Here is a 14,242-nt window from a genome sequence, read left to right as displayed (position 1 = left end):
TTCCGACTCTATCAGACTCTTTCGTGTCCGATTCCCGGTCGAAGCGGGGCCGCTTTCCAGTTCCACGCTTTCGCGTTTCCCTTTCCGGCGAGTCCAACCTTACCAGACTCTTTTCTCACCGTTTCCGGTTCGAATTTGAATTCCGGTGGCCTTTGGAGTGGCCTTGCCTTTCGGCGTGTCCACTACATTAGCCGATTTCCTTGGCGACTCATAATCGAGTCGATGGAGTCGAATTACGGCATGCCGAATTCGCACCCGCCAGGGTGAATCGTAGGTAGTGGTTGGCCACTTCGGGATGCTCGGGCGATCCATTGGACCGTACCGACAGCAGTGCCCGTTTCAAGCGGCTCGGACTACATTAGGTGGCTCCCATGGGCGAGTCAAGTTGCGCGGCGGCGTGGCACATGGGCTCGGTAGGGGCTCACCGTGGGGTCTCCGTCGATCCAGAAGCGCCAGGGATGTGTGGCTCCGTCACCGCCCACTCCCGTGCGCGGGCCGTTGCGTACCTGGTCGCGGGGTGGAGGGGTGCCGTGCAGTACGGACAGTGGGGCCTCGGGGTGGGCGATGGCGTCGGTGCCGTTCAGGGCGCGGTCGACGTCGAGCGCGGTGGCCAGTCGAGCCGGGCCTTTGGCCAGTTCCTTGTCATTGCGGGCCGAGAGTCGACGTTTGCGGGTGAGGTCGGCCCCGACCTGAATGTCGCCGGCCCGCAGCAGGACCCCGGAGGCCTTGCCTTCCGGGCCGCACACCAGGTTCAGGCAGTGCCACATCCCGTAGGTGAAGTACACGTACGCGTGACCGGGCGGCCCGTACATGACGCTGTTGCGCGGGGTGCGGCCTCTGAACGCATGCGATCCCGGGTCGATCTCGCCCGCGTAGGCCTCCACCTCGGTCAGGCGCAGTTCGATGGGGCCTTCGGGGGTGCTGCGTACCAGGGTGCGGCCCAGGAGGTCGGGTGCCACATCCAGTACGGGGCGGTCGAAGAAGTCGCGTGTCAGCGGGGTGCGGTCCAGGCCCTCGATCATGGCGTTCGAGGCTACCGGGAACCGACCACGGTCGTGACGCGTATCTAGGGGTCAGGACCAAGGAGGAGTAAACATGGGCTTCAAGCGGCTGCTCGCGAGCATGGGTGCCGGTGGTGCCTCGGTGGAGACCGAGCTGACCGAGCTCAATGTCGTGCCGGGTGGGGTCGTCCAGGGTGAGGTCCGGATCCAGGGCGGATCCGTGGATCAGCGGATCGAGGGGCTCTCCGTCGGTCTGCAGGCCCGGGTCGAGGTCGAGGGCCAGGACACCGAGACCAAGCAGGACATCGAGTTCACCACGCTGCGGCTCGGCGGCGCGTTCGAGGTGCAGGCCGGCGCCGTGCACGTCGTGCCGTTCGGGCTCGAAATTCCCTGGGAGACGCCGATCACGATGTTCGCCGGTCACCAGCTGCACGGCATGAACATCGGTGTGACCACGCAGCTGGAGATCGCGCGGGCGCTGGACTCGGGCGACCTGGACCCGATCAATGTGCACCCGCTGCCGGCACAGCAGGCCATTCTCGACGCCTTCGGTCAGCTCGGTTTCGGCTTCCGCAGTGCGGACATGGAGCGCGGCCACATTCGCGGTACGCGCCAGCGGCTGCCGTTCTACCAGGAGATCGAGTTCTTCCCGCCGCAGCAGTACCACGGGCTGAACCAGGTCGAGCTGACGTTCGTCGCGGACGACCGCGAGATGGACGTCGTACTGGAGATGGACAAGAAGTCCGGGCTCTTCAGCGAGGGCAGCGACTCGTACCGCACGTTCAAGGTCGGGCTGAACGACTTCCACGGGACCGACTGGGCGGCGTACCTCAATCAGTGGCTCGCCGAGGTCGGCGGGCGGCGCAACTGGCTCTAGGGTCGGTGGGAGACCTGCTGACAGCAGTAGAGCGATCAGGAGAGGTGCTGACGTGACCGAGCCGAAGAGGGCGCCGCTGCCGCACGACTTCCATCCCGAGGTGCCGTCCTTCACCGTGGTGAGCGAGGACCTCGCCCCCGGTGCCGTTCTGGCGGACGCCCAGGTGTTCGCGGCCGGGAACACCTCACCGCAGCTGCGGTGGGAGGGCTTCCCGGCCGGGACCAAGAGCTTCGCCGTGACCTGCTTCGATCCCGACGCGCCGACGGGCAGCGGATTCTGGCACTGGGTGGTCTTCGACATCCCGGCCTCGGTCACGGAGCTGCCGGCAGGCGCGGGCAGCGGGAAGTTCGAGGGGCTGCCCTCCGGTGCCGTACAGGTCCGTAACGACTACGGGTCGAAGGAGTTCGGCGGCGCGGCGCCGCCGGCCGGGGAGAACCACCGCTATGTCTTCACCGTGTACGCGGTGGACAGCGAGAAGCTGGGTGTCGACAGCGCTGTGTCGCCCGCGGTCGTCGGATTCAATCTGCGGTTCCGCACGCTGGGACGTGCCCAGTTGATCGGTGAGTACACAGGTCCCGCCTGATACCCGGTGAGCCGAGAATTCTCCCGCTGTTTGCCCTGCCCTGGTCCTGGAGAGATCAGGGCAGGGCATTTTTTTATTGCGTTGTCCATCACGGCCTGCCCGGCCAGAGTTGATCCGGGCCTGCCAGGGGGCGGGCGGCACACGGAAAGTGGGCGAGATGCGGGACACACTGGTACTGAACGCGAGCTTCGAGCCGCTGTCGACGGTGACGCTGAAGCGTGCGGTGGTGCTGATTCTGCAGGACAAGGCCGTCGTCGAGCAGTCGCATCCCGATCTCCGCATGCGTGGCGCCGCCGTGGACATCCCGGTGCCCCGGGTGATCAGGCTCTGCCGGTACGTACGGGTGCCGTTTCGAAGACAGGCCCCTTGGTCCAGAAGGGGTGTGCTGATACGGGACCAGCACCGGTGCGCGTACTGCGGGCGGCGGGCGAGCACCGTCGACCACGTGGTGCCGCGCGCCCAGGGTGGTCAGGACACCTGGCTCAACACGGTGGCGTCCTGCGCGGAGGACAATCACCGCAAGGCGGCCCGGACTCCGGAGCAGGCGGGAATGCCGCTGCTGAGGCAGCCCTTCGTGCCGTCTCCGGCGGAGGCGATGCTGCTGGCGATGGGAGCCGGTGAGCGGTCGGCGCTGCCTGAGTGGCTGGACCGTACCGCGGCGTAGTCGGCGTACGCATCCTGTCGTACCGGAGCCCGTCTCTTTGCGGAGGCGGGCTTCCGTGGGTCAGCGGAGCAGCAACTGGACGATGGCGACCGTGCCGACCGCGACGATGAGGACGCGCAGGAGGACCGGGCTGAGGCGGCGGCCGACCTTGGCGCCGATCTGACCGCCGAGCGCGGAGCCGACCGCGATCAGTACGACGGCCGTCCAGTCGAAGTCCGCGACGAAGAGGAAGAAGAGCGCGGCGATGCTGTTGACGACGGCCGCCAGGACGTTCTTGACGGCGTTGAGGCGCTGCATCGTGTCGTCGAGCAGCATGCCCATCAGCGAGAGATAGATGATCCCCTGGGCGGCGGTGAAGTAGCCGCCGTAGACGCTGGCGAGCATCAGTCCGACGACGAGGAGCGGGCCGCCGTCGGCGCGGGCGGTGGTGCCGGTGTGTTCGCGTCGGCGCTGGACGGCTTTGCTGATGCGAGGTTGCAGGATGACCAGGACGAGGGCCAGGGCAACCAGGATCGGCACGATCGTCTCGAAGGCCGTGGAGGGCAGGGCCAGCAGGAGGGTGGCGCCGGTGAGGCCGCCGATCAGCGCACCGGCGGCGAACTTGAGGACGCGGCGGCCCTGCCCTGCGAGTTCCTTGCGGTAGCCGATGGCGCCGCTGATCGAACCGGGGATCAGGCCGAGGGCGTTGGAGACGGTGGCGGTGACCGGGGGCAGGCCGGTGGCGAGCAGCACGGGAAACGTGATCAGCGTTCCCGATCCGACGATCGTGTTGATCGTGCCCGCGCTGATGCCCGCGGCGAAAACGGCGAGCATCTCCCAGGTGGTCATGGCGAATCCCCCGTGCATGATCGGTGCTTGGTGCATTGATCATGCACGAGGGCGTGTACGCGTCAGTCGACCGGGGGTTGTTCCCGGCGTTCCTTGCCGATGTCGAATCCGGGGGCGCCGGAGCCGAGGTTGCCGAAGGCCCCGCTGAGACCCTTGAGCGCGTCGCCGATCTCGCTGGGCACGATCCAGAGCTTGTTGGCATCGCCCTCGGCGATCTTCGGGAGCATCTGGAGGTACTGGTACGAGAGGAGCTTCTGGTCGGGGTCGCCGGCGTGGATGGACTCGAAGACCGTACGGATGGCCTGGGCCTCGCCCTCCGCGCGCAGGGCCGAGGCCTTGGCCTCGCCTTCGGCGCGCAGGATCGCGGACTGCTTCTCGCCCTCGGCGGTGAGGATCGCGGACTGCCGGGTTCCTTCGGCCTGGAGGATCGCGGCGCGCTTGTCGCGGTCGGCGCGCATCTGCTTCTCCATCGAGTCCTGGATGGAGGTGGGCGGTTCGATCGCCTTGAGTTCGACGCGGTTGACCCGGATGCCCCACTTGCCGGTCGCCTCGTCGAGGACTCCGCGGAGGGCGGCGTTGATCTCCTCGCGGGAGGTCAGGGTCCGCTCCAGGTCCATGCCGCCGATGATGTTGCGGAGGGTGGTGACGGTGAGCTGCTCGATCGCCTGGATGTAGCTGGCGACTTCGTAGGTCGCGGCCCTCGCGTCGGTCACCTGGTAATAGATGACGGTGTCGATGTTGACGACCAGGTTGTCCTGGGTGATCACCGGCTGGGGCGGGAACGGGACGACCTGTTCACGGAGGTCGATGCGGTTCCTGATGGTGTCGATGAATGGAACGACGATGTTCAGGCCCGCGTTGAGCGTGCGGGTGTAGCGGCCGAAACGCTCCACGATGGCGGCGCTGGCCTGTGGGATGACCTGGATCGTCTTGATCAGGGCGATGAAGACGAGCACCACCAGAATGATCAGAACGATGATGATCGGTTGCATCGTGTTCCTCGTTGCCCTTCGGTTGCCGACGGATCGCGATGATCGAGGTCGAGTTCGCGGGAGGGGCCGTATGTCTCGACGGCCCCGATCTCATGATGATCGACTTCGAGTCTGACAGAACGTGCGCTGCCATGTGGGTGGTTCGGTCACATGACGACTGCTGTGGCTCCGTCGATGTCGACGACATCGACCTGTTGGCCCGGATCGAAGCTCTGGTCCCCGTCGAGTGCGCGGGCGGACCAGATCTCTCCGGCCAGCTTGATCCGGCCGCCGCTGCCGTCGACGCGTTCCAGGACGACTGCCTGACGGCCCTTCAACGCATCTATGCCGGTGGCGAGTTGAGGCCGGTCCGCGCGATGTCTGGTCGCGATCGGGCGGACCACGGCGATGAGCGCCACGGAGACCACGACGAAGACCAGTACTTGGGCCACGATGCCGCCGCCGAGTGCCGCGACGACCGCTGCGGCGACCGCCCCGACGGCGAACATGCCGAATTCGGGCATCGCGGTCAGGACGAGCGGGATGCCCAGTCCCACCGCACCGATCAGCCACCACACCCACGCTTCGATGTCCACGTGGTCATGGTAGGACCGCGGGTGCCCTCGCGGACAGGGCGCAGCCGGGCGGGCACGACGTCGCCCGTGGAGACCGTCGGCCGGCCGTGCCGGGCCGCGCCGTCCTAGGAGAGCGGAAGTCCGTGGGCCGTGTAGCGGTCGCCGGTGTGCTCGACGACGAGCGGCAGGCCGAAGCAGAGGGAGAGGTTGCGGGAGGTGAGCTCGGTCTCCATGGGGCCGGCGGCGAGCACCTTGCCCTGGCGGATCATCAGGACGTGGGTGAAGCCGGGGGCGATCTCCTCGACATGGTGGGTGACCATGATCATGGAGGGGGCGTACGGGTCACGGGCCAGTCGGCCGAGACGGCGGACCAGGTCCTCGCGGCCACCGAGGTCGAGTCCCGCCGCGGGCTCGTCCAGGAGCAGCAGTTCGGGGTCGGTCATCATGGCGCGGGCGATCAGGGTGCGCTTGCGCTCACCCTCGGAAAGAGTGCCGAACTTCCGGTCGAGGTACTCGGTCATGCCGAGCCGGTCGAGGAAGGCGCGGGCGCGCTCCTCGTCGACGGCTTCGTAGTTCTCGTGCCAGGTGGCGGTCATGCCGTACGCGGCGGTGAGCACCGTCTGCAGGACGGTCTGGCGCCTGGGCAGCTTCTCGGCCATGGCGATGCCCGCGATGCCGATGCGGGGGCGGAGCTCGAAGACGTCGGTGCCGACGCCACCGAGTTGTTCGCCGAGGATCTTGGCGGTGCCGGTGCTCGGGAAGAGGTAGCTGGACGCGATGTTGAGGAGGGTGGTCTTGCCGGCGCCGTTCGGGCCGAGGATGACCCAGCGCTCCCCCTCCTTGACCTGCCAGGAGACGTCGTCCACCAGAGCGCGTCCGTCGCGGACCACGGATACGTCCACCAGCTCCAGTACATCGCTCATGGCGCGTTGTCTCCCCATGCAGTGTCGAGATCGTCGCGTGCCTGTGGGCACAGCTCCCAGGGAAATCTACGCCACCACGGGAGTACTCCAGGAGCTGGGCCCGTGTGACGACAGGCCCCCGCTCCGTTCCCTAGGCTGTTGCCATGCTTTCGGAACCACGCTCAGGGCTGCTGGCCGCTTGGGGAAACGCACTTCTCGCCGGACTCGTGTCCCCGGACGACGCGGCGCTCGCCATCGTCGCGGAGGACGCGGTGCACCGGGTGGAGGGCCTGCCGGGTGAGGCGGGGCCGGTGGGGCTCACGCTGGCGCTCGGACGGTTGCGGGGTCTGGGGGTGACCGGCTTCCGGGTCGCGCTGCCGGCTCCCGGGCATCCGCTGGGGCTGAGCGGTCCGCCGGACTTCAACGCGCGGGCGTTGGAGGCCGAGGAGGCGGTGGTCGCCGTCGGTGCCCCGTACGGGCTGGTCCCCGAGGTGCGTGAGGTGGGCCCGGAGGAGGATCTGCACGTCGAGGTGGTGTGGTGTTGTCTGCCGGTGCGGGAGGCGCCGCCGGCCGATGTGCCGTCGCTGGGTGAGGCGGAACGGGAGCTGGCCGAGGCGCTGCGGGACGCGACGGCGGTGTTGTCGCGGTTGGACGTGGCCGGTTCCGGGCCGGTGGCGGAGGCGGCAGTGGACGCGTACCGGGCGCGGGTGGAGCGGGGGCGCGAGGTGCTGGCTCCGGGCTATCCGCCGCGGGCGGTGCGGGTGCTGGAACTGGCGCAGCGCGTCGGGCTGCTGATCTCGGTGGCGTACGAGAACGGGCACGGCGGGGCGGTGAGCGCGTCGGAGATCGCGGCCCGGGGGGAGGCGCTTCGGCCGGTGGAGCGGGTCGCCCGGCGGGCGCAGGTTGCCGCGTACAACGCTTATGTGGAGGAGCGGGAGCGCGAGCGGTAGGGCTCGGAGGCGCGGCCGGGCGTCTCGTTGTCCGGGGCTCGGGGCCGGAGCCCGGGGCTCGGGGCCAGCAGGAGCGCTGGGCGCTCGAACGCCGGACAGGCTGGGCGGGCCCCTCTGCCCGAGCGGGCTTCTTGTGCCGGAGCGGGCTTCCGAGGTCGCCGGGGATGCCGCCGGACGGGCTCGATGCGCCCGTCCGACGGCACAGGGCGGTGAGGCCGGTCAGCCGTTCAGGCCGAGGTTGCCGAAGGCCGGGTTGAGCAGGCCGATCACGTTGACGGTGTTGCCGACCACGTTCACCGGGACGTGTACCGGGACCTGGACGACGTTGCCGCTGACCACGCCCGGGGAGTGGGTCGCGGTGCCGTGGGCGCCCGCGCCGTGGCCGGTGGCGGAGGCCGCGCCGGCACCGGCGGCGATGAGTCCACCGGCGATCGCGGTGACGGCAGCGGCCTTCTTCAGGTTCTTCACTTCAGGATCCTCCTAGCGTGGCTGCGGCCAGCCGCCGCAGCACCCTGGAGAACGCCTCGGAGTCGAACGGGTTGCGCCGTCCGGGTGACATACACCCGACAGTATGAATCTCGGACCAGAGGAAGACGGTCCGTTCCGGTGCCGATCAGCCCGCCGCCCCGTGCCGGACGGCCCAGAGGGCGGCCTGCGTCCGGTCCGCGAGATCCAGCTTCATCAGGATGTTCGAGACGTGTGTCTTGACGGTCTTCTCTGAGAGGACCAGCGCTCGCGCGATCTCCCGGTTGGAACGGCCGTCGGCGATCAGGCCCAGTACTTCCCGCTCCCGTTCGGTGAGGGAGCTCCCCCGGCCCGTACCGCCGCCCGCGTCGTCCTGGGCGAGGAGGGCTCCCGCGACCTCCGGCTGGAGCAGGACGTGGCCCGCGTGCACCGAGCGGATGGCGCCGGCCAGGGCGTCCGGGTCGACGTCCTTGTACACGTAACCGGAGGCTCCGGCGCGCAGGGCGGGGACCACCGTGCGCTGCTCGGTGAAGCTGGTGACGATGAGGACCTTGGCGGGATTCTCCAGCTCGCGGAGCTTGCGCAGGGCCTCGATCCCGTCGGTGCCGGGCATCTTGATGTCCATCAGGACGACGTCGGGGCGGAGCTCCTCCGTCCTGGCCACTCCCTCGGCGCCGTCGGAAGCCTCGCCGACCACTTCGATGTCGTCCTGGACCTCCAGGAACGTACGCAGACCGCGGCGGACCACCTGGTGGTCGTCGACCAGCAGCACCCTGATGATCCGGTCAGCCACCGGGCACCTCCATCTCGATCATGGTGCCCTTGCCGGGCGCCGATTCAACGGTGAGTCTTCCGCCGACCCCGCTCGCGCGGTCCCGCATGGACACCAGGCCCAGGTGCCGGCCTGCCTGCCGGGTCGCCGTGGGTTCGAATCCGCTGCCGTCGTCGGTGATCCGGAGCAGCGTGCCGCCGCCGTGCCGGGCCAGCGTGACGTCGACGTGCTCGGCGCCCGAGTGGCGCAGTGCGTTGTGCAGGGCCTCCTGGGAGACCCTGAGCAGCGCTTCCTCCTGGGCGGCGGGCAGGGCCCGTACGCCCAGGCTCTCGAAGGTGACCCGGGCCGTGTGGGCCCGGTCCAGGACCTGGATCTGGGTACGGAGTGTGGCGATGAGGCCGTCCTCGTCGAGCGCGGCGGGGCGCAGTTCGACGACGGCGGCGCGCAGCTCGTCCACGGCTTCCGCGGCGAGCGCGGCGACCTGGTGCAGCTCCCCCTTGGCGCGGGCCGGATCGCGGTCGATCAGGGCGGTGGCGGCCTGTGCGGTGAGCCGCAGCGAGAACAGCTTCTGGCTGACCGCGTCGTGCAGCTCATGGGCGAGCCGGGACCGCTCCTCGGCGATGGTGAGCTCGCGGCTCCGCTCGTACAGCCGGGCGTTGGTGAGGGCGATCGCCGCGTGCTGGGCGAGGATCGCCAGCAGTTCCTCGTCCTCGACGGTGAACCCGCAGCTGCCTTCCGGCTTGGGGCAGCGCTTGTTGGCGAGGAAGAGCGCGCCGATGATCTCGTCGCCGTCCCGGATGGGGAGGCCGAGGAAGTCGGACATGTCGGGGTGCACGGCGGGCCAGCCCTCGAAGCGGGGATCCTTTCGGACGTCGGCGAGACGCTCGGGCCTCGCCTCGTGGAGCATCGCGGCGAGGATGCCGTGCTGCCGGGGCAGGGGGCCGATGGCCTTCCACTGTTCGTCGCTGACGCCGTCGACGACGAACTGGGCGAAGCCGCCGTGGTCGTCGGGGACGCCCAGGGCCGCGTACTCGGCGTCCAGCAGCTCGCGGGCCGAGGCGACGATCGTCTTGAGGACGTCGCGCACTTCGAGGTGCCGGCTCATGGCGAGCAGCGCGGCACTCACCGCTGCGAGGCCCGACGGTGGGCGATGACTCATGACCTCACGGTACCGGCGGGGTGGGCGCGTCGTATCAGCCTGTGGAAGGCCGCTGATATAGGACGCAGGGACTAGGTCCATCGACGAAAGCCGATCTCGTTCACGGAAGATCACGCGTCGTGGAGCGTGGCGATCCCTCCCCAGGGGCCGGTGGGCCCTGCTGGAGCCGTGGTCGCCGCAGAGCATCACGCCCGGCCGCCCCTTGTCCGAGCGCCCCGCTATGCCGTCTCTTGTCCGGGCGCCCCTTTATATGGGCGTGACGGCAGCTGACGAGCGGCATGACGGTGGCGGACTCGAACCGGCGCTCCGGGCTCCGCGCTCCGGCCGGCGCGAAGGGGCTGCCAGGAGGCGATCGGGGCGTCCGGGCGGGACGCGGACGCCCCCAGGAGCCCGGACCGGGTGCGGGCCGGCCAGGCCTACGGCTCCCCCGTGGCCGGGCCTGCTTGCGTGGACGCGGGATCGGATGAGTCCGGAAACGCCCAACTACCGTTCCCCGATACGGAACCTAACACTCCGAATTGCTTGAGCAACGGTTGGTGAGTTTGTTACCCGGCCCGTGTGAGGCCGGGCATAGGACCCACATCACTTACGAAGCTCGCTAGTGGAGATGTAAGTGCCACATCAGTAGGCATGAGCGCGGGCCACCACGTTCGAGCGGGACACCGATCCACTACCCGGGATCGTACGTCACACCTTTGCCACCAGATTTTGCTGACGCTAAGAATTGCACTCGTCCCCGACGGAGATGCGAAAACACCGCTTCCCGTCTTCGTCCTCCGTGAGGACTCCCGCGATTCGAAGAGGTACGTCTGTATGTCCATGTCCAGCATCCCCGGCAGTCGTCGTCGCCTGAACAAGACCCAGAAGCTCTCCGTCGCGGGCATCTCCGCCGTTGCCGTCGCCTCGCTCTCGTTCTCGCTCGTCCCCGCCAACGCGGAATCCAAGTCCGAGGCGCAGGCCCCCGCGTCCGCCGCCCCCGTGGTTCTCGCGTCGGCCGCCGGTACTCCGCAGGCCAAGGCACTGCAGGCCAGCCTCATCGAGCAGCACTCCACCGCCGCGAACCTGGTCAAGGCCGCCGATCTCGCCAGGGCCGAGAAGGCCGCCGCCGTCAAGGCGAAGGCCGAGGCCGCCGCGAAGGTCAAGGCCGAAGCCGCGGCGAAGGCCGAGGCGGCCCGGGTGAAGGCCGCGGCCGTCGCCGAGAAGCGCAGCGAGCCGCAGGCCGCGAGCCGCTCCGAGGCGCGCACCCCGGTCTACGCCAACAACCTGGACGGCTGGATCAGGCAGTCCCTGGACATCATGCGGGCCCACGGCATCCCCGGCTCGTACGACGGTCTGCACCGCAACATCATGCGGGAGTCCACCGGCAACCCGAACGCCGTCAACGGCTGGGACATCAACGCCAAGAACGGCACCCCGTCCTGCGGCCTGCTGCAGGTCATCCGGCCGACGTTCAACGCGTACCACGTCTCCGGCACCTCGACGAACATCTACGACCCGGTCGCCAACATCACCGCCGCGGCCAACTACGCCGCCGACCGGTACGGCTCGATCGACAACGTCAACAGCGCGTACTGACCGGCTCCGGACGTCCTCGGACGGCCTGTGCGTCGAACGGCATACGCCGATGCCGGAGGGCGGCACCCCGTGAGCGGGGTGCCGCCCTCCGGCGTTCCGTGTCGGCGTTCACGCCTACTTGCGCATGACCTCCGGCTCGTGGCGGCGCAGCAGTCGCGCGACCGCGATGCCACAGATGATGCCGAGGAACAGCAGCACCGAGATGTTGATCCCCCACTGGCCGGCCGAGTGCTCCCACAGCGGGTCCAGGTCGGTCGGGTTCTTCGGGTCCCACGGCGCCATGAGGTGCGAGAGGTCGAGCGTCGTGCCCGCGCCGGCGATGGCCCAGCGGGCCGGCATCAGCCAGGCGAACTGCTCCAGGCCGGGCGATCCGTACACCTGGAAGAGGATGCCGGTGAAGACGATCTGGACGATCGCGAACATGACCAGCAGCGGCATGGTCTTCTCGGAGGTCTTCACCAGCGAGGAGATGACCAGGCCGAACATCATCGAGGTGAAGCCGAGCGCGATGATCGTCAGGCAGAGCTCGACGGCCGGCGGCATGATCAGGCCCTCTGCGGGCAGCTTACGGGTGGCGAACCCGATGCCGCAGATGATGACACCCTGGAAGGCCGTGATCACGCCGAGTACGATCACCTTGGACATCAGATAGGCGGAACGGGAGAGACCGGTGGCCCGTTCCCGTTCGTAGATGACGCGTTCCTTGATCAGTTCTCGTACGGAGTTGGCCGCGCCGGAGAGGCACATGCCGACCGCGAGGATCAGCATGATCGTTCCGGCGGCCCCGTTGAACCGGGACGGCGGCTCCGGCGGGGCCAGGCCGAAGTTGGCCGGAATGACCACGCTGACGATGCCGAGCACGGCGGGCAGGGCCACCATCAGGCCCATGAAGCCCTTGTCGGACGCGATCACCGAGATGTAGCGGCGCATCAGTGTGAACAGCTGAGCCGTCCAGCTCTGCGGCTTGGGCGGGCGCATCTGCTGCGGGGGCGGCATGTGTACGGACTGCACGGCGACGGCGTCGATGTCCGCGGCGTACATCTGGTAGTGCTGCGAGCCGCGCCAGCGGCCCGCCCAGTCGTAGTCGCGGTAGTTCTCGAACGCGGAGAAGACATCGGCCCACGTGGTGTACCCGAAGAAGTTGAGCGCTTCCTCCGGCGGACCGAAGTAGGCGACGGAACCGCCCGGCGCCATGACGAGCAGCTTGTCGCAGATCGCCAGCTCGGCTACGGAGTGGGTGACGACGAGGACCGTACGGCCGTCGTCGGCCAGGCCGCGCAGCAGTTGCATGACGTCGCGGTCCATGCCCGGGTCGAGGCCGGAGGTCGGCTCGTCCAGGAAGATCAGCGACGGCTTGGTGAGCAGCTCCAGGGCCACGGAGACACGCTTGCGCTGGCCGCCGGAGAGCGAGGTGATCTTCTTGTCCTTGTGGATGTCGAGCTTGAGCTCGGCGAGGACTTCGAGGATCCGGGACTCGCGCTCGGCCTCGGTGGTGTCCGCGGGGAAGCGGAGCTTGGCCGCGTACTTGAGGGCCTTGGTGACGGTGAGTTCCTTGTGCAGGATGTCGTCCTGCGGGACCAGACCGATGCGCTGGCGCAGTTCGGCGAACTGCTTGTACAGGTTCCGGTTGTCGTAGAGGACGTCGCCCTGGTTGGCGGGCCGGTAGCCGGTGAGCGCCTTGAGCAGGGTGGACTTGCCGGAGCCCGACGGGCCGATGACCGCGATGAGCGACTTCTCCGGGACGCCGAAGGAGACGTCCTTGAGGATCTGCTTCCCGCCGTCGACCGTCACCGTGAGGTGGCGGGCGGAGAAGGAGACCTCGCCGGTGTCGACGAACTCCTCCAGCCGGTCGCCGACCAGGCGGAAGGTCGAGTGACCGACGCCGACGATGTCGCTCGGGCCGATGAGCGCGGAGCCGGACTTCGAGAGCGGCTGACCGTTGACGTAGGTGCCGTTGTGGGATCCGAGGTCACGGATCTCGAAACGGCCGTCGGGGGTCGCGTGGAACTCGGCGTGGTGGCGCGAGACCTGGAGGTCGGAGACGACCAGTTCGTTCTCCAGCGCACGACCGATGCGCATGACACGGCCGAGGGCGAACTGGTGGAACGTGGTCGGGCTGCGGTCACCGTAGACCGACGGGGCCCCCGCGGCACCGCCGGGCCCACCCGCGCCGGGCGTGTTCGCCCTGCCCTGCTGCTGCGGGACCTGAGGCTGTTGGGGCTGCGCGGGCTGCTGCGGCTGCCCCTGAGGGGCCTGCTGCCAGCCCTGCTGCGGCTGCTGTTGCTGCTGCGGGACGGGGGCCTGCTGGCCGGGCCAGCCGGCGCCGCCCTGCTGGGGCTGCTGGACAGGGGCCTGCGGCGTACCCGCGCCCTGCCCGCTGTGCACATCGGCACCCGCGGCGGCACCGATGCTCAGCCGCGGTCCGTCAGTGGCATTGCCCAGGTGCACGGCGGAGCCGGGCCCTATTTCCAGCTGCTGGATGCGCCGCCCCTGCACATAGGTGCCGTTGGTGCTGCCGTGGTCCTCGATGAACCAACTCCGGCCCCCCCAGCTGATCGTGGCGTGCCGCCACGACACCCTGGCGTCGTCGATCGTCAGGTCCCCCTGCGGATCGCGGCCCAAGGTGTACGACCTGGACGGATCGAGCGTCCAGGTCCTGCCATTCAATTCCAGTACGAGTTCCGGCACTCCGCGCCCCACTAGTTGTCCCCCGAGTTGCCCCCATCGCAGGGAGCCTAGGGATGCTGAACATCGTGGGGAACTATTCCAGGAGCAGTCCCGGATACGAAAGTCGGGCGGGTTGAAGACCCTGCCGAGACCTGCGGTGTCGCGTCGTCGCCCCAGGAGGAACGGGAGCGGAGAGTGGTAAGCACCCATGACTCGATATGAACCATGGGTGAACGATTCATTACGGGATGTA

The 14,242-nt window shown here is 68.7% G+C and carries 14 protein-coding genes; 5 read left to right on the top strand and 9 right to left on the bottom strand.

The window, feature by feature from the left end; translation table 11 throughout:
- Positions 1-380 precede the first annotated feature (380 nt).
- Positions 381-1,022 (bottom strand): DNA-3-methyladenine glycosylase, encoded by a 642-nt coding sequence (locus ACZ68L_RS30000; protein WP_469582827.1) that lies wholly within the window; start codon positions 1,020-1,022, stop codon positions 381-383.
- 73 nt (positions 1,023-1,095) lie between these two features.
- Here ACZ68L_RS30000 and ACZ68L_RS29995 point away from each other — a divergent pair, with 73 nt between their 5' ends.
- The 3 genes from ACZ68L_RS29995 to ACZ68L_RS29985 all read left to right on the top strand — a co-directional run bounded on the left by ACZ68L_RS29995 (position 1,096) and on the right by ACZ68L_RS29985 (position 3,125).
- Entirely contained in the window at positions 1,096-1,878 is a 783-nt protein-coding gene (locus ACZ68L_RS29995; RefSeq protein ID WP_469582825.1) for a sporulation protein, read from the top strand.
- A gap of 52 nt (positions 1,879-1,930) precedes the next feature.
- Positions 1,931-2,461, top strand: coding sequence for a YbhB/YbcL family Raf kinase inhibitor-like protein (locus ACZ68L_RS29990; protein WP_469582822.1), 531 nt, complete (start codon positions 1,931-1,933; stop codon positions 2,459-2,461).
- A gap of 157 nt (positions 2,462-2,618) precedes the next feature.
- Positions 2,619-3,125: an HNH endonuclease gene (locus ACZ68L_RS29985; RefSeq protein WP_469582819.1), complete on the top strand. Its 507-nt coding sequence runs from the start codon at positions 2,619-2,621 to the stop codon at positions 3,123-3,125.
- 60 nt (positions 3,126-3,185) lie between these two features.
- On the opposite strand, the gene ACZ68L_RS29980 is transcribed toward ACZ68L_RS29985, so the two are convergent.
- The 4 genes from ACZ68L_RS29980 to ACZ68L_RS29965 form a co-directional block, all read right to left on the bottom strand.
- Positions 3,186-3,953 carry a sulfite exporter TauE/SafE family protein gene (locus ACZ68L_RS29980; RefSeq protein ID WP_469582816.1) on the bottom strand — a complete coding sequence of 256 codons (768 nt, stop codon included), beginning with the start codon at positions 3,951-3,953 and terminating at the stop codon, positions 3,186-3,188.
- A gap of 62 nt (positions 3,954-4,015) precedes the next feature.
- The gene (locus tag ACZ68L_RS29975; protein WP_469582813.1) at positions 4,016-4,945 is read right to left on the bottom strand and encodes an SPFH domain-containing protein; all 930 of its coding nucleotides are present in this window, start codon (positions 4,943-4,945) and stop codon (positions 4,016-4,018) included.
- A 146-nt stretch (positions 4,946-5,091) separates the two neighbouring features.
- Complete coding sequence (locus ACZ68L_RS29970; RefSeq protein WP_469582811.1) at positions 5,092-5,520, bottom strand: NfeD family protein; 429 nt, start codon at positions 5,518-5,520, stop codon at positions 5,092-5,094.
- Between the two features lie 104 nt (positions 5,521-5,624).
- Positions 5,625-6,422 carry an ABC transporter ATP-binding protein gene (locus ACZ68L_RS29965; RefSeq protein WP_469582809.1) on the bottom strand — a complete coding sequence of 266 codons (798 nt, stop codon included), beginning with the start codon at positions 6,420-6,422 and terminating at the stop codon, positions 5,625-5,627.
- 143 nt (positions 6,423-6,565) lie between these two features.
- On the opposite strand from ACZ68L_RS29965, the gene ACZ68L_RS29960 reads away from it, so the two are divergent.
- Positions 6,566-7,351, top strand: a complete 786-nt coding sequence (locus ACZ68L_RS29960; RefSeq protein ID WP_469582806.1) for a hypothetical protein — start codon at positions 6,566-6,568, stop codon at positions 7,349-7,351.
- A 219-nt stretch (positions 7,352-7,570) separates the two neighbouring features.
- On the opposite strand, the gene ACZ68L_RS29955 is transcribed toward ACZ68L_RS29960, so the two are convergent.
- The 3 genes from ACZ68L_RS29955 to ACZ68L_RS29945 all read right to left on the bottom strand — a co-directional run bounded on the left by ACZ68L_RS29955 (position 7,571) and on the right by ACZ68L_RS29945 (position 9,747).
- Positions 7,571-7,819: a chaplin family protein gene (locus tag ACZ68L_RS29955; RefSeq protein WP_469582804.1), complete on the bottom strand. Its 249-nt coding sequence runs from the start codon at positions 7,817-7,819 to the stop codon at positions 7,571-7,573.
- Positions 7,820-7,964: 145 nt separating this feature from the next.
- Complete coding sequence (locus ACZ68L_RS29950; protein ID WP_469582801.1) at positions 7,965-8,609, bottom strand: response regulator; 645 nt, start codon at positions 8,607-8,609, stop codon at positions 7,965-7,967.
- On the bottom strand, positions 8,602-9,747 hold the full coding sequence (locus ACZ68L_RS29945) for a GAF domain-containing sensor histidine kinase (protein WP_469582799.1): 1,146 nt from the start codon (positions 9,745-9,747) through the stop codon (positions 8,602-8,604). The genes ACZ68L_RS29950 and ACZ68L_RS29945 overlap by 8 nt, the downstream gene beginning before the upstream one ends.
- An 813-nt stretch (positions 9,748-10,560) precedes the next feature.
- Between ACZ68L_RS29945 and ACZ68L_RS29940 the strand changes: the two genes are divergently transcribed.
- Positions 10,561-11,322 (top strand): transglycosylase SLT domain-containing protein, encoded by a 762-nt coding sequence (locus ACZ68L_RS29940; RefSeq protein ID WP_469582797.1) that lies wholly within the window; start codon positions 10,561-10,563, stop codon positions 11,320-11,322.
- Between the two features lie 114 nt (positions 11,323-11,436).
- On the opposite strand, the gene ACZ68L_RS29935 is transcribed toward ACZ68L_RS29940, so the two are convergent.
- On the bottom strand, positions 11,437-14,022 hold the full coding sequence (locus tag ACZ68L_RS29935) for an ABC transporter ATP-binding protein/permease (RefSeq protein ID WP_469582794.1): 2,586 nt from the start codon (positions 14,020-14,022) through the stop codon (positions 11,437-11,439).
- Between the last annotated feature and the right edge of the window lie 220 nt (positions 14,023-14,242).

The sequence above is a fragment of the Streptomyces sp. NPDC104309 genome, from assembly GCF_055584025.1.
This window is presented reverse-complemented; position numbering and strand designations above follow the sequence as displayed.